Annotated in this window: 16 protein-coding genes and 1 pseudogene; 10 read left to right on the top strand and 7 right to left on the bottom strand. The window is 66.6% G+C overall.

Going from position 1 to position 19,071, the window contains the following annotated elements:
- Positions 1-21: 21 nt before the first annotated feature.
- Together ACQR07_RS09405 and ACQR07_RS09410 are read left to right on the top strand one after the other, a co-directional pair.
- Positions 22-588 (top strand): hypothetical protein, encoded by a 567-nt coding sequence (locus ACQR07_RS09405; RefSeq protein WP_434902020.1) that lies wholly within the window; start codon positions 22-24, stop codon positions 586-588.
- Between the two features lie 24 nt (positions 589-612).
- On the top strand, positions 613-1,080 hold the full coding sequence (locus ACQR07_RS09410) for a secondary thiamine-phosphate synthase enzyme YjbQ (protein ID WP_434902021.1): 468 nt from the start codon (positions 613-615) through the stop codon (positions 1,078-1,080).
- Positions 1,081-1,195: 115 nt separating this feature from the next.
- Here the strand turns inward: ACQR07_RS09410 and ACQR07_RS09415 are convergent, their stop codons facing one another.
- Entirely contained in the window at positions 1,196-2,821 is a 1,626-nt protein-coding gene (locus ACQR07_RS09415) for an MFS transporter (protein ID WP_434902022.1), read from the bottom strand.
- Positions 2,822-3,234: 413 nt separating this feature from the next.
- Here ACQR07_RS09415 and ACQR07_RS09420 point away from each other — a divergent pair, with 413 nt between their 5' ends.
- The 6 genes from ACQR07_RS09420 (at position 3,235) to ACQR07_RS09445 (ending at position 8,555) form a co-directional block, all read left to right on the top strand.
- A complete protein-coding gene (locus ACQR07_RS09420) occupies positions 3,235-3,909 on the top strand; it encodes a response regulator (RefSeq protein ID WP_434902023.1) in 675 nt (224 codons plus the stop codon).
- Positions 3,910-5,139: 1,230 nt separating this feature from the next.
- Positions 5,140-5,526 carry a GntR family transcriptional regulator gene (locus ACQR07_RS09425; RefSeq protein ID WP_434902024.1) on the top strand — a complete coding sequence of 129 codons (387 nt, stop codon included), beginning with the start codon at positions 5,140-5,142 and terminating at the stop codon, positions 5,524-5,526.
- The gene (locus ACQR07_RS09430; protein WP_434902025.1) at positions 5,519-6,400 is read left to right on the top strand and encodes a slipin family protein; all 882 of its coding nucleotides are present in this window, start codon (positions 5,519-5,521) and stop codon (positions 6,398-6,400) included. Before ACQR07_RS09425 ends, ACQR07_RS09430 begins: the two co-directional genes overlap by 8 nt.
- 374 nt (positions 6,401-6,774) lie before the next feature.
- Positions 6,775-7,224, top strand: coding sequence for a ribose 5-phosphate isomerase B (gene rpiB / locus ACQR07_RS09435; RefSeq protein ID WP_434902026.1), 450 nt, complete (start codon positions 6,775-6,777; stop codon positions 7,222-7,224).
- A gap of 126 nt (positions 7,225-7,350) precedes the next feature.
- Positions 7,351-7,803: a hypothetical protein gene (locus ACQR07_RS09440; protein WP_434902027.1), complete on the top strand. Its 453-nt coding sequence runs from the start codon at positions 7,351-7,353 to the stop codon at positions 7,801-7,803.
- Positions 7,804-7,919: 116 nt separating this feature from the next.
- Entirely contained in the window at positions 7,920-8,555 is a 636-nt protein-coding gene (locus ACQR07_RS09445; RefSeq protein ID WP_434902028.1) for an ankyrin repeat domain-containing protein, read from the top strand.
- Positions 8,556-8,695: 140 nt separating this feature from the next.
- On the opposite strand, the gene ACQR07_RS09450 is transcribed toward ACQR07_RS09445, so the two are convergent.
- Entirely contained in the window at positions 8,696-9,082 is a 387-nt protein-coding gene (locus tag ACQR07_RS09450; protein WP_434902029.1) for a hypothetical protein, read from the bottom strand.
- A gap of 123 nt (positions 9,083-9,205) precedes the next feature.
- Positions 9,206-10,177, bottom strand: coding sequence for an alpha/beta fold hydrolase (locus ACQR07_RS09455; protein WP_434902030.1), 972 nt, complete (start codon positions 10,175-10,177; stop codon positions 9,206-9,208).
- A gap of 100 nt (positions 10,178-10,277) precedes the next feature.
- Here ACQR07_RS09455 and ACQR07_RS09460 point away from each other — a divergent pair.
- Positions 10,278-11,167, top strand: a pseudogene (locus tag ACQR07_RS09460) (LysR family transcriptional regulator).
- Between the two features lie 72 nt (positions 11,168-11,239).
- Here the strand turns inward: ACQR07_RS09460 and ACQR07_RS09465 are convergent.
- The gene (locus tag ACQR07_RS09465; RefSeq protein WP_434902031.1) at positions 11,240-11,788 is read right to left on the bottom strand and encodes a carboxymuconolactone decarboxylase family protein; all 549 of its coding nucleotides are present in this window, start codon (positions 11,786-11,788) and stop codon (positions 11,240-11,242) included.
- 95 nt (positions 11,789-11,883) lie between these two features.
- Between ACQR07_RS09465 and ACQR07_RS09470 the strand changes: the two genes are divergently transcribed.
- Positions 11,884-12,714: an AraC family transcriptional regulator gene (locus ACQR07_RS09470; RefSeq protein ID WP_434902032.1), complete on the top strand. Its 831-nt coding sequence runs from the start codon at positions 11,884-11,886 to the stop codon at positions 12,712-12,714.
- A gap of 2 nt (positions 12,715-12,716) precedes the next feature.
- On the opposite strand, the gene ACQR07_RS09475 is transcribed toward ACQR07_RS09470, so the two are convergent.
- The 3 genes from ACQR07_RS09475 to ACQR07_RS09485 all read right to left on the bottom strand — a co-directional run bounded on the left by ACQR07_RS09475 (position 12,717) and on the right by ACQR07_RS09485 (position 18,974).
- Complete coding sequence (locus tag ACQR07_RS09475; protein ID WP_434902033.1) at positions 12,717-16,223, bottom strand: PAS domain-containing hybrid sensor histidine kinase/response regulator; 3,507 nt, start codon at positions 16,221-16,223, stop codon at positions 12,717-12,719.
- Positions 16,224-16,491: 268 nt separating this feature from the next.
- Entirely contained in the window at positions 16,492-17,721 is a 1,230-nt protein-coding gene (gene hemA / locus ACQR07_RS09480; protein WP_434902034.1) for a 5-aminolevulinate synthase, read from the bottom strand.
- 194 nt (positions 17,722-17,915) lie between these two features.
- A complete protein-coding gene (locus ACQR07_RS09485) occupies positions 17,916-18,974 on the bottom strand; it encodes an MBL fold metallo-hydrolase (RefSeq protein WP_434902035.1) in 1,059 nt (352 codons plus the stop codon).
- Positions 18,975-19,071: the final 97 nt, after the last annotated feature.

Genomic DNA, 19,071 nt, shown 5'->3' on the forward strand with positions numbered 1-19,071 from the left:
ACGCGTCCAGGAGAGCGAGCCATGAGTCTCACGAAGCCATGTCGACGGCCCCTGGTCGCGCTCCTGGCGTTGAGCTGTCTCGGTGGCGAAGCGTTGGCGACCGAGGAAGTTGCGCCCGAGGGCGGCGACAAGGGCCGCTATACGATGTCGACGACGCCGGACGGCGTGGTCCGGCTCGATAGCAGGACCGGTGCGGTCGCGACCTGCAACAACAACTCCGGTTCCGGCTGGGCGTGCTACGCCGTCCCCGATGAGCGCGCAGCCCTGGACGCCGAGATTGGCCGGCTGCAGGCGGAGAACGAGAAGCTCAAGGCCCAACTCGCCTCGCGCGACCAAAGCATCTCCGGCAAGATCGATGAGCCGCTGCCGAAGGACCAGGCGCTGCCGAAGGCCGATCAATTGAAGAAGTCCGATCCCAAGCTCGACTCGAAGCCTGATTCGAAATCCGCTGATGGCACGCGCAAGCTGGAGATCCCGCTGCCGAGCGACCAGGACATGGAGCGCATGATGGGCTTCCTCGAGCAGGCCTGGCGCCGGCTGCTCGACATGGCGAGCCGGGTGCAGAAGGACGTCTCGGGCAAGATCTGAGACCGGACGCAGGAGGCCGGCGGCATGGCCGCAACATCGACGTCGCGTGGCGCGCCCTCGGCGGTGACCGTCAGCACGGTGGTGACCGCCACGCTGACCGTCCCGACGCCGGGCCGCGGCTTCACCGACCTCACGCGCGACGTCGAGGCTTTCCTGCGTGAGGTTGCTGCGCGCGAAGGTGTCGTGACCGCCTTCATCCGCCACACCTCGGCGTCGCTGACGATCCAGGAAAACGCCGATCCCACCGTGCTGCGCGATCTCACCACGGCGCTGGCGCGGCTGGCGCCCGAGAACGCGGGCTGGGTGCACGACACCGAGGGGCCCGATGACATGCCGGCCCACATCAAGACCATGCTGAGCGCGGTCTCGCTGCAGGTGCCGGTGCAGCACGGCCGCATGCTGCTGGGGACCTGGCAGGCGATCTATCTGATCGAGCATCGCGCGCGACCGCATCGGCGCGAGGTGGTGTTGCAGTTCATCGGCGCGACGTGAGGCCATAAAAAGTAAAACCCTTGGCTTGAAACGCCGAACGGCCGCGGAGCGATCCGCGGCCGTTCGTTCGAAGAGGATGCGAGCGGGGGTGCCGCTCGCATTGGGACCAGAGACCTCAATGGTCCTGGATGTTCACGTCCTTCGTCTCCGGCAGGAAGATGAAGCCGACGATCGCCGTGATCACGGCGAACGTGATCGGGTACCACAGGCCGGCATAGATGTCGCCGGTCGAGGCCACGATCGCGAACGCGGTGGCTGGCAGCAGGCCGCCGAACCAGCCGTTGCCGATGTGGTAGGGCAGCGACATCGAGGTGTAGCGGATCTTGGTCGGGAACAGTTCGACCAGCATCGCGGCGATCGGGCCGTACACCATGGTGACGAAGATCACCAGGATGAACAGCAGGCCGACGATCGCGGCGACCTGCGGACGGAAGATGTCGAACGGATGCGCCATCTTCACGATCGCGGCGTCGCCCGCCTTCGGATAGCCGGCGGCCTGGACGGCGGCAAGGACCGCGGGGTTGCCGGCCTTGGCGTCGGCATAGGGCACGTCCTGGCCGTTGACGGTCACCTTCACGCCGGACCCGGCCGGACCCGAGGTTGTCGAGTACTTCACCGACTGCCCGGACAGGTAGGCGCGGGCGGTGTCGCAGGGCTGGGTGAAGACGCGGGTGCCGACCGGGTTGAACAGGTCGCCGCAGCCGGCGGGATCGGCCACCACTTCCACCTTCACGGTCTCGATCGCCTTCTCCAACGCCGGGTTGGCGTTGCTGGTGATCATCTTGAAGATCGGGAAGAAGGTCAGCGCCGCGATCAGGCAGCCGCCCATGATGATCGGCTTGCGGCCGATCTTGTCGGAGAGCACGCCGAAGACCACGAAGAAGCCGGTGCCGAGCAGCAGCGACCAGGCGATCAGGAGGTTGGCGGTGTAGCCGTCGACCTTCAGGATCGATTGCAGGAAGAACAGCGCGTAGAACTGGCCGGTGTACCAGACCACGCCCTGGCCCATGGTGCCGCCGATCAGGGCGAGCAGCACGATCTTGGCGTTGCTCCAGTTGCCGAACGCTTCCGTCAGCGGCGCCTTCGAGCTCTTGCCCTCTTCCTTCATCTTCTGGAAGACCGGCGATTCGTTGAGGCGCAGGCGGATCCAGAGCGAGACGCCGAGCAGCAGCACCGAGACCAGGAACGGAACGCGCCAGCCCCACTTGGCGAAGTCGGCCTCGCCGATGATGGTGCGGGTGAACAGGATCACGAGCAGCGACAGGAACAGGCCGAGCGTCGCGGTGGTCTGGATGAAGGAGGTGTAGTAGCCGCGCTTGCCGTTCGGCGCGTGCTCGGCGACGTAGGTCGCGGCACCGCCATACTCGCCGCCGAGCGCAAGGCCCTGCAGCAGGCGCAGCGAGATCAGGATCACTGGCGCTGCGAAGCCGATCGTCTCGGCGCTCGGCAGCAGGCCGACGATGAACGTCGACAGACCCATGATCAGGATCGTGACCAGGAAGGTGTATTTGCGGCCGACGATGTCGCCGATGCGGCCGAACACGATGGCGCCGAACGGGCGAACCAGGAAGCCGGCGGCGAAGGCGAGCAGGGCGAAGATGTCGCGGGTGGCCGGCGGATAGGCGGAGAAGAACTGCGCGCCGATGATCGAGGCCAGGGACCCGTACAGGTAGAAGTCGTACCACTCGAAGACGGTGCCGAGAGAGGAGGCCAGAATGACGAAGCGTTCGTCCTTCGTCATGCCTCCCGATCTCGCTTGCGTGGCGACCATTGTTGACATTGGCATTCGCTCCCCAAGATCGTTGTGATGATGGCTTCGTCTCCGCATGCCGGACTTGGACGGCTGTGGTCGCGGAGGCCTTGGGACTTCAGTAACATTGCAGTGAAACTCGCCCCAATACGACTTTCGGCCCTGCCGGCCGGCGCGCGCGGGAAAGGTGGGGACATTGCGGCGGATCAAGTTCGCGGACCGGTCGGCGCGCTATCGATGCTGCGTCGCACAAGGCGCGGATTAACCGCTCGGCCTGCAAGCGGAATTGCACGCTTGCATGCAACCAGCCGGCGGGCGAGTATTTTCGGAAGTCCGAGCGATGCGCGCGTTGCCGGTGTTGCAAGGTCAAGTCTGTTTTCAAGTCAGGATTTAAGTCAAGTTTCATGGCGTCTGCCACCACCCATCTCGTCATCGCCGATGATCATCCGCTGTTCCGCAATGCGTTGCGGCAGGCGGTCGCGAGCGTGCTCGCGGAGGCCGTGGTCGATGAGGCCGGTTCGTTCGAGGACCTCACCGCGCTCCTGGAAAAGGATTCCGAGGTCGATCTCGTCCTGCTCGACCTCACCATGCCCGGCATCTCCGGCTTTTCCGGGCTGATCTATCTGCGCGCGCAATACCCGGCGATTCCGGTGGTGATCGTGTCGGCCAGCGACGACGGCGCGACGATCCGCCGCTCGCTCGATTTCGGCGCCTCCGGCTTCATCCCGAAGCGGTTCGGCGTCGATACCCTGCGCGACGCCATTAAAAAGGTCATGGACGGCGAGGTGTGGGTGCCGGCCGACACCGATCTCGCCGCCGGCGCCGATCCGGAAATGACCAGGCTGCGCGACCGCCTGGTCACGCTCACGCCGCAGCAGGTGCGCGTGTTGATGATGCTGTCGCAGGGCCTGCTCAACAAGCAGATCGCCTATGAGCTCGGCGTCTCCGAGGCGACCATCAAGGCGCATGTCTCGGCCATCCTGCAAAAACTCGGCGTCGAAAGCCGGACGCAAGCGGTGATCGCCGCGGCCAAGATCGCGGGCTCGGCTTGGCGGCAGGACGTGCCGACGGGGAAGTGACGGGCTGATCTTCTTTATGAGCACGCTGCGCATGGCCAATGTGCAGCTCCGGTCTCGGTGCCAAACCCTCTCCATGAACACGCCGCCCATGGAGGATGTGCAGTTCCGGTGTCGGCGCCGGACTCTCATCCGCTTCTCGACCTCTGGTCCTTTGATGATCTCGTTCGAACCAGCCCGCAACCTCCGCAATGCTGCGCGATGCAGTGCCCTCGCCCCTTGTGGGAGAGGGCAGCGCCGGCCGATCCGCAGACTCGGTTGGGTGAGGGGTTCTCTCCGCGAGCGCAATTCGTTGAGAGAAACCCCTCACCCAACCGCGTTTGCTGCTCTGTCCTACATGCCCTCTCCCACCCTGGCGAAGCTTTTGCTTCGCCTTGGGGGCGAGGGCGCAGTCACGGCCGTCGCGCCCGCGGCGAGGTCGATTGTTCACCCGCTTCTTCAAAAGGTTGCTCTCCACAAGCAAGCGGCCAACGTGTTCATGGTCGGTGTGCAGTGCCCTCGGCTTTTGCCCCTCGGGGTGAGGAGCGCCATCGTCGGCGCGAGAGCACAAGACCGGCGCTGAGCGGGAAATCCATGTCATTTGGTCGATCCATCGCGACACACCTTCTCAGCCTCGCGGCGCCATCGGCGTCCGAGCTTTGCTGATCATCCGCCCTCTTGAACAATGAGGGCGCAGGGAAGGCCGGGCGCTGGCCGCGCCCGTGGCCCGCCTGCAGAAAAAAAGCAGGCGGCAGTCACCACAGGTCTGGCCGAACACACCCGGCCCTCCCTGCGCGATGGTTTTGACGGCTGCTCCGTGCTCTCCCCGGGGACCGGCGTTCTTGCCCCCGTCGTCAGCAACATCGTCGTCACCGACTTGGCATCAGCACCGGGATGCCAGGACCACACGGCTTGACCGTGCGCGCCGGATCGTTCGTCCGCAGGACAAACCCGCTGCGACCCGACGCGCCCACCGCATTCCGCGCCCCACGTTCGTGACGATCGCGAGCGCCCCTCATGACGGGCACGGAACGACTCAAGGGGTAGCATGATTTCTGGGAAAAAGAAATAGGCAATCTGCCGGAATTCCGAAGCGCGGTGGGCGAGATCTTGCTGCGCCATTCGGTCATCACGGCAGGTGCCACCGCAGTCCAGCTTATGCAGGCGCCACGGATATGGTCGCAATGGCCTTCAAAACGGCCATTGACGCCGTGTGTGAAAAGTATATTGTACTAGATAATGAATACAGAGTTGATGAAATCGCTGCGGCTGGAGAGCTCCGGCATTCCGATCTACGTCCAGCTTCGCGACCAGATGCTGCGGAGCCTCGGCGCGGGGCTTCTGCGTCCTGGCGACCGGATGCCGACGATGCGCGAGATGGCGGTGGCCCTGAAGGTCGATCTCAACACGGTCCGGCACGCCTATGACGAGCTGGAGCGGATCGGCGCGATCACGCTCGTCAGAGGGCGCGGGAGTTTTGTCGCGCAGCCGCCGCGGCCTCCGAATGCGCGGGCGCTGGCCCAGCAGGTCGACGGCCTTGCCAAGCAGATGCTGGCGACGGCCGCCGCCGCCGGCGTCGATCCGGTCGCGGTGGCGGAACGAATGATCGCACTCGTCAAACAGGAGGCGTCGAATGACTAGCTATTACGGTCCCAAGGGAACCAGCCCATTCGCGATTGTGCTTGCCCTCATGACGCTCGTGCTCGGCCTATGGATCGCCTGGTCCTGGCGCGAAGCCCATTCGATCGTTCCCAACGTGATTGGCGCGGTGCTGATCGTCACCGCGATCCTGATCCCGCTTGCCATCATGATCGCCGACCAGTGGGAGCGGGCCGTCGTGCTCCGGCTGGGGCGGCTCGTGGGCGTTCGCGGCCCTGGCCTGTTCGTCATCGTGCCGTTCGTCGACCAGGTCGCCGTGTGGCTCGACCAGCGCATCCAGACCACCGAGATCAATGCCGAGCAGGCGTTGAGCAAGGACACCGTTCCGGTCAACATCGACGCCGTGGTGTTCTGGCAGATCCATGATCCCGAACGCGTCGCCCTGGAGATCATCGACTACCGGCAGGCGATCACGCGCGTGGCGCAGACCTCGCTGCGCGAGATGGTCGGCTCGTCCCTGCTCTCGACATTGCTGTCCGAGCGCAAGCAGGGCGACCAGTTGCTGCGCGAGGAGATCGGCCGCAAGACGGCGGATTGGGGTGTTTCGGTGCTGTCGGTCGAGATCCGCGACATCGGCGTGCCGCCGGCGCTGCAGGACGCGATGAGCCGCCAGGCGCAGGCCGAGCGCGAGCGGCTCGCTCGCGTGCTGCTTGGTCAAGCCGAGCAGGAGGTCGCGCAGAAGTTCGTCGAGGCCGCGGACACCTACGCCCGCAGCCCGGCGGCGCTGCAGCTGCGCGCTATGAACATCATCTACGAAACCACCAAGGAACGCGGCGCGACCATTCTGATGCCGACGGCCATGGTGGACGCCATGAATCCGGCCACTGCGTTGGGGATCGTCGCCGCGGCGAGCTAGAGTGCGCACGGTGGAACGCTGACGATCACGATCTGCTCAGGGCTGGGCTGTCGCATATGCCGATTTCGAGTCATCGCGACGAGCAACCTGCCAGTTAGACTAGTGACTCCGTCATGCCCGGGCTCGTCCCGCCTGTGCGGCCGAAGCCGCTTCGGCGCGGCGAAGGCCCGGGCATCCACGCCGTTCCCAGAATGCCGACCGACGTGGATGGCCGGTACAAGCCCGGCCATGACGATGTGGAGACAGACGAACGTAAAGCTCCAATCTCCATATGCGATAGATGTATGCTCAGGGCGGATGAGCTGGCCGAACAGGCGAATGCCACCTCGCTCAGCTGAGTTGCCGGTTCTCCCCAGACCAAGGATATCCTTGCCATGACCACCAGCAAGCGTGTCGTGCTCTCCAGCGATCACGCCGCGATTCAACTGCGACAAGCGATCGCCGTCCACCTCGCACGGCACGACTGGGAGGTGATCGATCTCGGACCCGACAAGCCGGACAGCATCCACTATCCCAAGCAGGGTGAAGCCGCCGCGCGGCTGGTCGCCTCCGGGGATTGCCGGTTCGGCATCATCCTGTGCGGCACCGGCCAGGGCATCATGATGGCGGCGAACAAGGTCAGGGGCATCCGTTGCGGCGTCTGCGCCGACACGTTCTCGGCGCGCATGATCCGCCAGCACAACGACGCCAACATGCTGTCGATCGGCGCGCGGGTCGTCGGTGAAGGCCTGGCGCTGGACATCGTCGACGCGTTCCTGGCCGCGTCGTTCGAGGGTGGTCGGCATGCGACGCGCGTGGAGATGATCACGGCGCTCGAAGTGTGACCGCGTCGTCGGCCGGTTCGGCGCAGAGCGGCGAGCGAGTTGCGATAGAGGCGGCGGCTGAAGATCGACGATCTGTCTTGATCGAGCCGGTTGCGCAAGTGATGACCGATCACCTACGATGCCTCGATGACACGCCGCTCCATTCTGGCCGCCACCTTGATCGCGATGTTCGTCGCGCACGTCTCGCCGGCGGCCGCATGCTCGTCCCTGAACGGGCCGCCGTCCGAGGAGCAGTTGTTCGCAAAGGCGACTTCGGTGTTCGTCGCGCATGTGACGTCGGTCGCAGAGATCGCCGCGCCTGACGACGTCAAGAAAGTGTACCCGCAGATCCTCGAGGCTTCGATCCAGACGATCGAGGTGATCAAGGGACAGCCGCCCGCCGAGGCGAAGGTCAAGAGCCTGCCGTTGGGATACGGCAATTGCACTTTGCCGCTGCTGGCGGGTGCCGACTACATCTTCTTCTTTCAGGATCAAGTTTCCTACGTCACCTTCGTGACGGGATCCGCCGGACCCATCTTGAATCTCGGTGGGACGGAGGTGCGCGGGCGACTCGAAAAGTTGCGATCGCTGGCGAAATGAGGCACTTGGCGGAACTGAAATCTTGGTCGTTGCCGATGACAGTCAGGTCCGCTACGCCTGTCCGCGGGAGATGTTTCAAAGGCTGAGCAGCATGGCGGGAACGTGGAGGCCACCTCATGAAGGCTGCCGACAATAGAGCCGACTTCAGATCGTTCGTGGAGATCGTCGTCGCTGGAGACATCGCACGGGCTGTCGACCTGCTCGATGCTCATCCTCAGCTCGCGACGGAGTGCTGCATGCGAGGTGCGTCACGGCAGGGGGCACGGGCGAATTTCTTCGATTGTATCGGGCACTATATCTACGCGGGCGACTCTGCCGTGCACATGGCCGCAGCGGCCCAGCAGTCCCGGATCATCAGCGAACTGATCTCGCGGGGAGCCGACGTCCATGCCCGCAACAGGCGCGGTGCGCAACCGCTGCACTACGCTGCCGATGGCGGGCCGGGTTCACCAGCCTGGAATCCCGAGGCGCAGGTGAAGATCATCGCCGCGCTGGTGCGCGCCGGTGCGGACCCGAACGCGCTCGACAACAGCGGCGTCGCGCCGCTTCACCGCGCCGTACGCAATCGTTGTGCGAACGCGGTGATGGCCTTGATCAAGGCTGGCGCCGATCCGCGTCTGCCCAACAAGAGAGGATCGACGCCGATGCAATTGGCCGGCATGAACACGGGAAAGAGCGGATCAGGGTCGCCCGCCGCCAAGGAGCAGCGGCTGCAGATCGTGCGCATCCTGGAGCAGTACACGACCAGGTAATCGGTCGCCGATGAGCAAGGGACAAACGTGCGCCCGGCAGCGATCGGGATCGCCGCCGGCGAGCGGTCCTAGCGCCGCCGCCTGCTCGATCTCGCCGCGCCTGCAGCGGATCAAGCTACGAACGACGCCTGCATCTATCCTCAGCGATCGTAGTAGCCGTGATGATGATGGTGATGATGGTGACCCCGTCCGATGCTGACGCCGCCGACGCCGGGAATGCCGATGACCGTGCGGTGGTGGTGATGATGATGGTGATCGTGGTAGTGCCGGCGGCCTCTGCGGATGATCACGGTTTCCGCCAGCTTGACCTCGTCCGCGCTGGCCTCGTTCGTCTTTGCCTGGGCGCGTGCGGCGTCGTCGGCCTGCAGCAATGCCAGAGCATTGGGAAGTGGAGCGAGCAACTCCGCGTAGGACGATGCCTGCGGGATGACGGACGCGTTCGCGCTCGGTAATGTATTGGCCTGTGCGCCACCGGCGGTGATCGCCGCGGCTGCGGCTCCGAGCAGTGCGGCTGTCTTCTTGTCCATGTCGGTGTTCTCCCAGGCTGAATCTCAGGACGCCGTTCCACGGCGCCCGAAAGCCCGAACGCGGCCCTCGGCTGCTTTGTTCCGTGCGCTGAACTCCGGACCGGCCATCCGCTGCCCTTGGTATCAGCGCGGCGACGGCGCGGCGGCCGGCGGTGAGTTGAGGAAGGCATCGATCGCCGCGACCGTCGCAGCCGGCTGCTCCTCCATCAGCCAGTGGCCGGAACCGTCGATGACCTGCCCCTGCACGTTGGTTGCGCCGGCGCGCGCCACTGTCGCCATTGTAGCGCCGAAGGATGACGCGCCTCCGACGGCCAGCACCGGCATCGGCAGCTTGCCATGCGCCGCGAGCCATGCGCGGTTGTCGATCGCATCCTGATCGAACGCGGCGAACTGGCTGAAGCCCGCATGCATCCGCCCCGGCCCGGCGTAGAGCTGCGCGTAGTGCACCCGCGCGGCTTCCGGGAAGTTCTTCGGATTGGCCGAGAACTCGTTCCAGAAGCGGTCGAGATAGATGCGCTCGCGGCCTTCGACCAGACGCTCCATGTCCGGCCCGCCGAAGCGGAAGTGCCACAGCAGCGGGTTCTTCAGGATCTCCTCCCACGGGCCGATGCCCGGCACCGGCGCATCCATCAGCACCAGCTTGGTGACGCGGTCGGAGTGCCGGGCAGCCAGCGCATAGGCAACCATGTTGCCGATGTCGTGCGCGACGACGTCGGCGGTGCGGGCGCCGAGCGCGTCCATCACGCCGGTGATGTCCTCGGCCTGGTTGGCCTTCTCAAAGCCCTTGTCGGCGCGGGCGGACAGGCCGAGCCCGCGCAAATCGGGCACGATCACGGTGTGGTTCGCGGCCAGCTTTGCGGCCAGCGGCACCCACATGTCGCCGGTGTCGCCATAGCCGTGCAGCAGCACGACGGCCGGTCCGGAGCCGCCGACCCGGACATGGATCGTCGTGCCGTTGGTCGGGACCTCCTGGGTGCGGAAGCTGGCCGGAAAGTTGCCCGGCGCCTCGGTCGCATCGGCGAGCGCGGCGCTGGCGAGGGCGGTCAGCGCGGTCGCGGCGAGGGCGGTCTGTCGCAGCAAGTGGGGCAGGGTCATCGCGGTGTCCTCTGGGTTGTCGATGCACGCAAAGCTAGACCGGGGCGGATCGCGGTATTAGAGGGTAGTCACGCGAAAGATTTTTGATCTGGACGCAAAGATGATGTTGGCCAGCGCAGACCGCGCCCGGGATCTCGAAGTGTTCTGCGCCGTCGCCGACAGCGGCAGCTTCTCGGCGGCGGGGCGCGGTCTCGGGCTGACGCCCTCAGCCGTCAGCCGCACGCTCGACCGCATCGAGATCAGGCTCGGCGCGCTGCTGCTGCTCCGGAGCACGCGCGCGCTCACGTTGACGGCCGAGGGGCAATCCTATCTCGCCGCTGCCCGCCGCATCCTCGCCGATCTCGACGAGGCCGAGCAGGCGATCGCCGACCAGGGTGCGCCGCGCGGCCGCATCCGGGTCAGCGCCGCGCTCTCGCACGGCCGTCTCTGCATCGTGCCGCTGCTCGGAGAATTCGTCCGGCGCTATCCGAACATCCTGGTCGACATCAATCTCGGCGACCAGCTCGTTGACGTGGCGGCGGGGCAGGCGGACGTGGCGATCCGCGGCGGCCCGCTCGCAGACAGCGCGTTGACCGCGCGCCGCCTCAGCGAGAACGGCCGCAGCATCGTCGCCTCGCCCGACTATCTCGCGCGCTGGGGCATGCCGGAGACGCCCGAGGATCTGCACAACCACAACTGCCTGAACTTCAGCTTCCGCCGCGCCGAGCCGGTGTGGCCGTTCCGGCGCGACGGCGTCGACTATGCGCTGAAGCTGCGCGGCGCCATCGAAGCCAACAGCGGCGACACGCTGACCGAGCTCGCGCTCGATGGCGTCGGCGTCTCGGCAACGCCATCGCCGACGGGCGGCTGGTGCGGCTGCTCGACGCGTTCAATCCCGGCGACCGCGAGGTCTTCCACGCCGTCTTCGTCGGCGGAGCCAACACGCCGGCACGGGTGCGGGTGTTCGTGGACTATCTGGTGGAGCGGATGAGCGAGCGGAGAGTGAGTTAGGGGGCAGGGTTCGCGGCGTGCCGCCCGCCAGGTTGGGAGAGTCCCCGGCGGGCGACCTGCGTGTCGTCGTTGTCAGACCGGCTGCAAGGCGAGATCGACCTTCGGGAAGTCGATGACGGTCTGCGCCACGTTGTTGGTGTAGTTGGTGAGGACGTTGATCGCGACGTTGGCGATGATCTCGATCAGGCGGCCCTCGTCGAGACCTGCGGAACGGGCGGCCGTGATATCGGCATCCGCCACCTGCCCCTTGGCTTCGAGGACGCGGCGCGCGAAGCGGGCGATGGCGGCGTCGGTGGCGTCGTCAGCCGTGCCCTGGCGCGCCTTGCGCAGGCCGTCCGGGGTGAGGCCCGCGCCCTTGCCCATCAGCGAGTGCGCCGCGAGGCAGTACTCGCAGCCATTGGCCTGCGCGACCGTGAGGGCAACGATCTCGCGCTGCCTGGCGCTGAGCGCGCCCTTGGCGAGCGCATCCGAGAAGGCGACATAGCCGTTCAGCGCGGCGGGGGACTGGGCGAAGGTCGAGAACAGGTTCGGCGTCATGCCGATCTTGGCCTTGACGGCAGCAAGGGTGGCGAGGACGCCAGCATCGGCGCGGGCGGTATCGACAACAGCGAGACGGGGCATGGAGGAGATCCTTTTCTGAGTGATGCGGGGTTGCACGCCCCCTCTATGCCGGACTATGGGTGGCATCAGGTGCCAGAAACATTGCAGATCGTCCCATGGATCCGTTTGCCGCGCTGTTCGCCCACGTCACGCCACGGGCCCGGACCTTCTTCGCCGGCAACCTCTGCAACAGCGTGGATTTCCCCGAGGTCGGCCATCTGCACCTGTTCAAGGGCGGCGTCCTGACGCTGACCCAGCCGGGCGCTGCCCACCTCGCCCTGCACGAGCCGACGCTGCTGTTCTTCCCGCGCGGGCGGACGCACCGCTTCGTCGTCGACCCCGAGCGTGGCGCCGACCTCGTCTGCGCAACCGTCGAGCTCGGCGGCGCCGAGGGCAATCCGATCGGCGAGGGCCTGCCCGAGCTCGTGGTGATGCCGCTCGCCGGGCATCCGACGCTCGCGCCGGTCTGCGACCTGCTCATGGCCGAAGGCTTCGCCGACGGTGGCGGTCGGCAGGCGGCGCTGGACCGGTTGTTCGACTATCTGCTGATCCTGATCGTGCGCGATGTCGTCTCTAGCGGCGGCGTCGAGAGCGGCGTGCTCGCGGGACTCGCCGATCCGCGCCTCGCCAAGGCACTGACCGCGATCCACGATGCGCCGGCCAAGCCGTGGACGCTGGAGGATCTGGCCGACCTCGCCGGCATGTCGCGCACACGCTTCGCCGAACTGTTCCGGACGCGCGTCGGCCGCACGCCGATCGACTATCTGACGGCCTGGCGCATGACGCTGGCGCGGCAGTTGCTCGCCAAGGGCAAGCCGGTGAAGAGCGTCGCCGCTCAGGTGGGTTACGACAGCGCCGCAGCGTTCTCGCGTGTGTTCAGCCGGATGTCGGGACTTTCGCCGCGGGAGCTCGCCGGCAAGGTCGGCGGCGGCGAGGTTGGATCCTGATTCTACTCCGCCGCCACCATCTGCTGGATGCGCCACTGCCCGAGCAGCGCGCGCAGCGAGGCCGGCTTCAGCGGCTTGTTGAGGACGGCGATGTTGTCGTCGCGGGCGGCGGCGCGGACGTGGGGGCTGCGGTCGGCGGTGATCAGGATCGCGGGCAGCGCCTCGTTGAAGCGGCGGCGGATGTCGCGGATCGCGGCGATGCCGTTGCCGCGGTCGAGGTGATAGTCGACGAGCAGGCCCGTGACAGCACCGTTGCGCGCCGCGATCGCTTCTTCGGCGGATTCCGGATCTGAGACGGCGATCACCTCGGCGTCCCACGCCGTCAGCAGCGTCTTCATGCCGTCGAGAATGGCGGGATCGTTCTCGATGCAGACGATCAGCGCGCCCGCGATCGGCGTCGTCGCCAGCGGCGTGGCGCTGGTGACGGCGGCGGTGTGGTTGATTGCTTTCGCGATCGGCACCGTGACCGAAAACACCGAGCCGCGGCCGGGCTGCGAGTCCAAGGCGATGCCATGGTCGAGCACGCGCGCGATGCGCTCGACGATCGACAGCCCCAAGCCGAGGCCGCGGGCGATGCGCGCGCCCTGTTCGAGGCGGTGGAATTCCTTGAAGATCTCGCCGCGCTTCACCGGTGGAATGCCGACGCCGGTGTCGTAGACGCCGATCTGCAGCGATTGGCCGCGGCGGCGGCAGCCGACCAGCACGCGGCCCTGCGGCGTGTATTTGATGGCGTTGGAGATGAAGTTCTGCAGCAGCCGGCGCAGCAGCAGGCGGTCGGACTCGACCGGCAGCGAGCACGGCACGAAGACGAGATCGAGACCCTTGGCGCGCGCGGCCGGCGCGAACTCGATCTCCAGCGAGCGCATCAGGTCGGCCATCTTGAAGCTCGACACCGACGGTGTCATCGCGCCGGCATCGAGCCGGGAGATGTCGAGCAGCGCGCCGAGGATCTCCTCGATCGCCTCAAGCGAGTCGTCGATGTTCTCGACGAGGCGCGAATCCTCGCCGGCGGTCTGCCGTTCGACCAGGCTCGTGACATAGAGCCGCGCCGCGTTCAGCGGCTGCAGGATGTCGTGGCTCGCCGCTGCCAGGAAGCGCGTCTTGGAGATGTTGGCGTCCTCGGCGGCGCTCTTGGCGACCGCGAGCTCCGAGTTCAGCCGGGTCAGTTCCTCGGTGCGGTCGCGCACGCGCTTCTCCAGCGTCGCATTGGCGCGTTCCAGCGCCTCGGCGGCCTCGAACGACGGCGTCACGTCGGTGAAGGTGATGACGAGGCCGCCATCGGGCATGCGGTTGGAGCGGACCTCGATCACCATGTGGCGGTCGGCGAGGCGCTCCAGATAGGACTGGCCCTCGGTGGTATAGGCGGCGAGGCGTCGTGCCAGCAGCAGCTCGTCGTTCTCCTCGCTGAGTGCGCTGATCGTGCCGATGAATTCGAGGATCTCGCGCAACGGGCTGCCGATCTGCACCAGATGCGGCGGCAGGCCGAGCAGGTCGACGAACTGGCCGTTGGAGCAGATCAACTGCAGATCGGCATCGAACACCGCGATGCCCTGGCGCACATGGTTGAGCGCGGTCTGCAGGATCTCGCGGTTGAAATGCAGCGCGGCGTGGGAATCGTCGAGCAGCTTCAGCGCGGCCTTGGCCGACACCGTGCGCTTGCGCAGCAGCAGCGACATCACGAGGCGTGACGACGCGGCGCCGATCGAGGAGGCGATCAGGTGCTCGGCGTGGCGCAGCAGCTCGAAATCGGCCGGCGCCGCCGGATCGAGCGGGATGCCGCGCTGGGCGGCGAAGGCTTCGAACGAGGCGCGGGCGCGGTCGGGGCCGAGATACTGGCCGACCGTGCTCTGGATGTCCTGCACGGTCACGGTGGAGCGCCAGCGCCGGAAGCTCGGCGCGCTCGGCGTCAGTTCGGCCGGCACGAACAGATCGGCCTGCAGCAGCTCGATCGACGACGGCTGCCGCGCCAGCGACAGCACGATGTAGGTCAGGAGATTGAGCGACAGGCTCCACAGCACGCCGTGCAGCAGCGGCGGCAGGTCGGTGCCGAGCAGCGCCTGCGGCCGCAGCGCTTCGAGCCCGAACGGGCCGTGCTGGAGAAACAGGATGCCTGAGGTCGATGTGTCGAGGAAGCTCGGGATGAACAGGGTATAGAGCCAAACCGCGAAGCCGACCAGCATGCCGCCCATCGCGCCGCGCGCGGTGGCGCGCCGCCAGAACAGGCCGCCGAAGAAGCTCGGCGCGAGCTGCGCGATGGCCGCGAACGACAGCAGGCCGATCGCGGCGAGCTGGGTGTTGCCGAGCGCGCGATAGTAGAAATAGGCCATCACCATGATGGCGAAGATCGCGATGCGGCGGGTGCCGAGCAGGAAGGCCGCGAAGTCGCGGCCGATCTCGCGCTGCTCCTGGCGCTGCAGCACCAGCGGCACCACGATGTCGTTGCACACCATGATCGACAGCGCGACGCATTCCACGATCACCATCGCGGTCGCCGCCGACAGACCGCCGACGAAGACCAGGATCGACAGCCATTGCGAGTTGGCCTCGATCGGCAGCGCCAGCACATACATGTCGCTGTCAACAGCGCCGAACGGGAAGGTGATGAGGCCGGCGAGCGCGATCGGTATCACGAACAGGTTGATCGCGACCAGATAGAGCGGGAACAGCCAGCGCGCGCGCGACACCTCGGCATCGTCGGCGTTCTCGACCACGCTGACGTGGAACTGGCGCGGCAGCAGCATCGCGGCGCAGAACGACAGCAAGGTCATGGTCAGGAAGCTGCCGATGCCCGGCACGTATTCGAGTGCGCGCTCGGCCTCCGGCGATTTCATGGCGCGCTCGATCAGCTCGACCGGCGAGAACATCACGAAGGTGACGAAGGCGCCGGCGGCGATGAACGCGACCAGCTTGATGATCGACTCGGTCGCCACCGCCAGCATCAGGCCGTGCTGGTGCTCGGTGGCGTCGGTCTGCCGGGTGCCGAACAGCACCGCGAACATCGCCATCGCCAGGGTCACCATCAGCGCCATGTCGCCGACGAACGGGATGTGCGCGAAGGCGCGGTCGTCGATCAGAATGGTTTCGAGCGACGACGCCACCGCCTTGAGCTGCAGCGCGATATAGGGCACCGAGCCGATGATCGCGATCAGCGCCACGGTCGCCGCCACCGCCTGGCTCTTGCCGTAGCGCGCGCCGATGAGGTCGGCGACTGAGGTGATGTTCTGCGACTTGGCGAGATGGATGACCCGGCGCAGCAGCGGCGTGCAGGCGCCGACCATCAGGATCGGGCCGAGATAGATCGCCAGGAAATCGACGCTGTTGCGCGAGGCGAAGCCGACCGAGCCGAAGAACGTCCACGAGGTGCAGTAGATCGCCAGCGACAGCGGGTAGATCAGGCCGGACAGCCGCGACGGCCGCCGCCCCCCGGCCCGGTTGCCGCGGCTGGCGACCAGGAACAGGAAGCCGATGTAGCCGAACGCGGCTGCGATCACGCCCCAATCGTGCAGCATGGTATCGCGTGTCTCCCGCCGTCTCCTTGAGGCTCCGGGACGGCCCCGTTGCCCTGGAAATCTAGCCGTTTGCGGGGGGCGGTGCGACAGCGATCTTGTCGGGACAGCGCGAACCTTGGGTCATCTAGGAGGGAAACCGGCCCCATTCTCCGCCGTCATTCCGGGGCGCCCGTAGGGCGAGCCCGGAATCCATTTTGCCTCATGCTCTGCGGTCCGATGGATTCCGGGTTCGTGCTTCGCACGCCCCGGAATGACGGAGAGAGGGGAGTTACTCCGCCGCCAGCGGCTTCTTGTGCAGCGCCAGACCCAGCCGTTCCCAGACCTGCAGCAGGGCCTCGGCGAGGCGGTCGATCAGGCCGTCGTCGTGGTAGGGCGAGGGTGTGATGCGCAGGCGTTCGGTGCCCTTGGCGACTGTGGGGTAGTTGATCGGCTGGATGTAGATGCCGTGCTGTTCCAGCAGCAGGTCGGAGGCCTGCTTGCACTTCTCGGGATCGCCGACGAACAGCGGCACGATGTGGGTGTCGTTCTCCATCACCGGCAGGCCGGCGGCGGTGAGGATCGCCTTGACGCGCGCGGCGCGGTCCTGGTGGCGCTCGCGCTCCCAGCTCGACGACTTCAGATGCTTGATCGCAGCGGTCGCGGCCGAGCAGATCGGCGGTGGCAGCGCGGTCGTGAAGATGAAGCCCGGCGCGTAGGAGCGCACGGCGTCGATGATCTCGCCCTTGGCGGCGATGTAGCCGCCGAGGCAGCCGAACGCCTTGGCCAGCGTGCCTTCGAGAATGTCGATGCGGTGCATGACGCCGTCGCGCTCGGCGATGCCGCCGCCGCGCGGGCCGTACATGCCGACCGCGTGCACCTCGTCGACATAGGTCATCGCATTGTAGCGCTCGGCGAGATCGCAGATCGCAGAGAGCGGCGCGACGTCGCCGTCCATCGAATACAGGCTCTCGCAGGCGATCAGCTTCGGCCGGTTCGGGCCGGCCGCGATCAAGAGCTGCTCGAGGTGGCCGAGATCGTTGTGGCGCCAGATCTGGCGCTCGCAGCCGGACTGGCGCACGCCCTCGATCATCGAATTGTGGTTGAGCGCGTCCGACAGGATCAGGCAGTCCGGGATCAGCTTGGCGAGCGTGGCGATGCCGGTCTGGTTGGAGACGTAGCCGGAGGTGAACAGCAGCGCCGCTTCCTTGCCGTGCAGGTCGGCGAGCTCGGCTTCGAGCTGCACCAGCGGATGATGCGTTCCAGCGATGTTGCGGGTGCCGCCGGCGCCGGTGCCGACGCGGGTCGCGGTCTCGACCATGGCGCCGACCACCTTCGGGTGCTGGCCCATGCCGAGATAGTCGTTGGAGCACCAGATCACGACGTTGCGCGGACCGTTCGGGGAATGCCAGGTCGCGTGCGGGAACCGGCCGGCGATGCGTTCGAGATCGGCGAAAACCCGGTAGCGACGCTCATCATGCAGACGACCGAGGGCGGCACTGAAGTACTGGCTGTAGTCCATCACGGAACCTGACGTGCTGCGCTGCAATGCAGCGCCTGGAGCGGACCCTCTAAGTGGCGGGGTTCACAGCCTTCTTAGAGCGTTTCCAGATCGGCTGTCGAGCCGGAATCCCACGGCAGGACCTGGGCGTTTTGTCCATGGATAGCCCAATCTGGACGGATCCGCGGTCGCATCGCGGCGGCGCTGCGGCAGCCTCAGGTGGTGCGATAATGCAGCACGCCGTCGACGTCGCGGGCGGTCAGGCGGCCTTCGACCAGCATGTAGTTGACGTGGGCGATCAGCTCGCCGGCGGCGAAGCCCATCTGGTGCGGGTCGAGCACGTGCTTGTGGAACACCACCGGCACGAGCTGCGCCGACGTTCTGGTCTCGTCGCGGCAGGCATCCGCGATCATCCGGCAGCGCTCCTCGTGATGGTCGGCGAGCTGCTTGATCCGGGTCTTCAGGCCGTAGAACGGCACGCCATGGCCGGGCAGCACCAGCACGTCGTAGGGCAGGGTGGTGGTCAGGCTCGCCAGCGAGGCCAGATATTCGCCGAGCGAGTTCTGATGCGGCTCGACCGCCCAGACGCTCACATTGGGCGAGATCTTGCTCAGCACCTGGTCGGCCGACAGGAACAGCTTGTCGGCGGCGCAATACAGCATGACCTGGTCGAGCGCGTGGCCGCCGCCGGTGATGACCTTGAAGCGCCGGCTGCCGATCTCGATCTCGTCGCCATGGGAGATGCGGCGGTAGGACGCCGGCAGCACCGACACGCGCTGCAGATATTCCTGGCCGCGGCCGAGCAGCTTGTCGGTCAGCGTCTCGTCCATGCCGTGGCGGCGGAAGAACAGCCGCTGCGCATTGCGGCGCTCCTCGGTTCCGCGATTCTGGTGATAGACCGATTGCAGATACTCGACCTGCGACATCACCAGCGGGCAATCGAAGCGCTCGACGATCCAGCCGGCGAGGCCGACGTGATCGGGATGCGAATGGGTGACGATCAGCCGGCTGATCTTCACATGCTTCAGCGGGCCTTCGAGCAGCCGCGTCCAGGCGGCGATCGACTCCTCGTTGCCGAAGCCGGAATCCACCGCGACGAAGCCATCGCCGTCCGCGAGCAGGTAGATGTTCACATGGTTGAGCCGGAATGGCAGCTTCAGCCGTAGCCACAGCACGCCGGGGGCGACCTCCACCACCTGGTCCTCACCGGGATGCTGCTCCCAGGGATAGCGCAGGGCTTCGGCGGAGGAGATGGCGGTGTCTGTCTTGGTCATGCCCCATCGATTAACGGCCGCCGCGGGCAAGCGCCAGCCGAAAAACACGGCGGACGTGGCATGCCTGCCTGTCATTCCGGGGTGCGGCAGGCAGGGG

Origin of the sequence: Bradyrhizobium sp. HKCCYLS20291 (assembly GCF_051167715.1) — a bacterium.
Lineage (GTDB): Bacteria > Pseudomonadota > Alphaproteobacteria > Rhizobiales > Xanthobacteraceae > Bradyrhizobium.

Bases quoted from the DNA above. Each gene is read 5' to 3' on its own strand.
- ACQR07_RS09405 (WP_434902020.1), top strand. From the start codon at position 22: ATGAGTCTCACGAAGCCATGTCGACGGCCCCTGGTCGCGCTCCTGGCG.
- ACQR07_RS09410 (WP_434902021.1), top strand. From the start codon at position 613: ATGGCCGCAACATCGACGTCGCGTGGCGCGCCCTCGGCGGTGACCGTC.
- ACQR07_RS09415 (WP_434902022.1), bottom strand. From the start codon at position 2,821: ATGACGAAGGACGAACGCTTCGTCATTCTGGCCTCCTCTCTCGGCACC.
- ACQR07_RS09420 (WP_434902023.1), top strand. From the start codon at position 3,235: ATGGCGTCTGCCACCACCCATCTCGTCATCGCCGATGATCATCCGCTG.
- ACQR07_RS09425 (WP_434902024.1), top strand. From the start codon at position 5,140: ATGAAATCGCTGCGGCTGGAGAGCTCCGGCATTCCGATCTACGTCCAG.
- ACQR07_RS09430 (WP_434902025.1), top strand. From the start codon at position 5,519: ATGACTAGCTATTACGGTCCCAAGGGAACCAGCCCATTCGCGATTGTG.
- rpiB (WP_434902026.1), top strand. From the start codon at position 6,775: ATGACCACCAGCAAGCGTGTCGTGCTCTCCAGCGATCACGCCGCGATT.
- ACQR07_RS09440 (WP_434902027.1), top strand. From the start codon at position 7,351: ATGACACGCCGCTCCATTCTGGCCGCCACCTTGATCGCGATGTTCGTC.
- ACQR07_RS09445 (WP_434902028.1), top strand. From the start codon at position 7,920: ATGAAGGCTGCCGACAATAGAGCCGACTTCAGATCGTTCGTGGAGATC.
- ACQR07_RS09450 (WP_434902029.1), bottom strand. From the start codon at position 9,082: ATGGACAAGAAGACAGCCGCACTGCTCGGAGCCGCAGCCGCGGCGATC.
- ACQR07_RS09455 (WP_434902030.1), bottom strand. From the start codon at position 10,177: ATGACCCTGCCCCACTTGCTGCGACAGACCGCCCTCGCCGCGACCGCG.
- ACQR07_RS09465 (WP_434902031.1), bottom strand. From the start codon at position 11,788: ATGCCCCGTCTCGCTGTTGTCGATACCGCCCGCGCCGATGCTGGCGTC.
- ACQR07_RS09470 (WP_434902032.1), top strand. From the start codon at position 11,884: ATGGATCCGTTTGCCGCGCTGTTCGCCCACGTCACGCCACGGGCCCGG.
- ACQR07_RS09475 (WP_434902033.1), bottom strand. From the start codon at position 16,223: ATGCTGCACGATTGGGGCGTGATCGCAGCCGCGTTCGGCTACATCGGC.
- hemA (WP_434902034.1), bottom strand. From the start codon at position 17,721: ATGGACTACAGCCAGTACTTCAGTGCCGCCCTCGGTCGTCTGCATGAT.
- ACQR07_RS09485 (WP_434902035.1), bottom strand. From the start codon at position 18,974: ATGACCAAGACAGACACCGCCATCTCCTCCGCCGAAGCCCTGCGCTAT.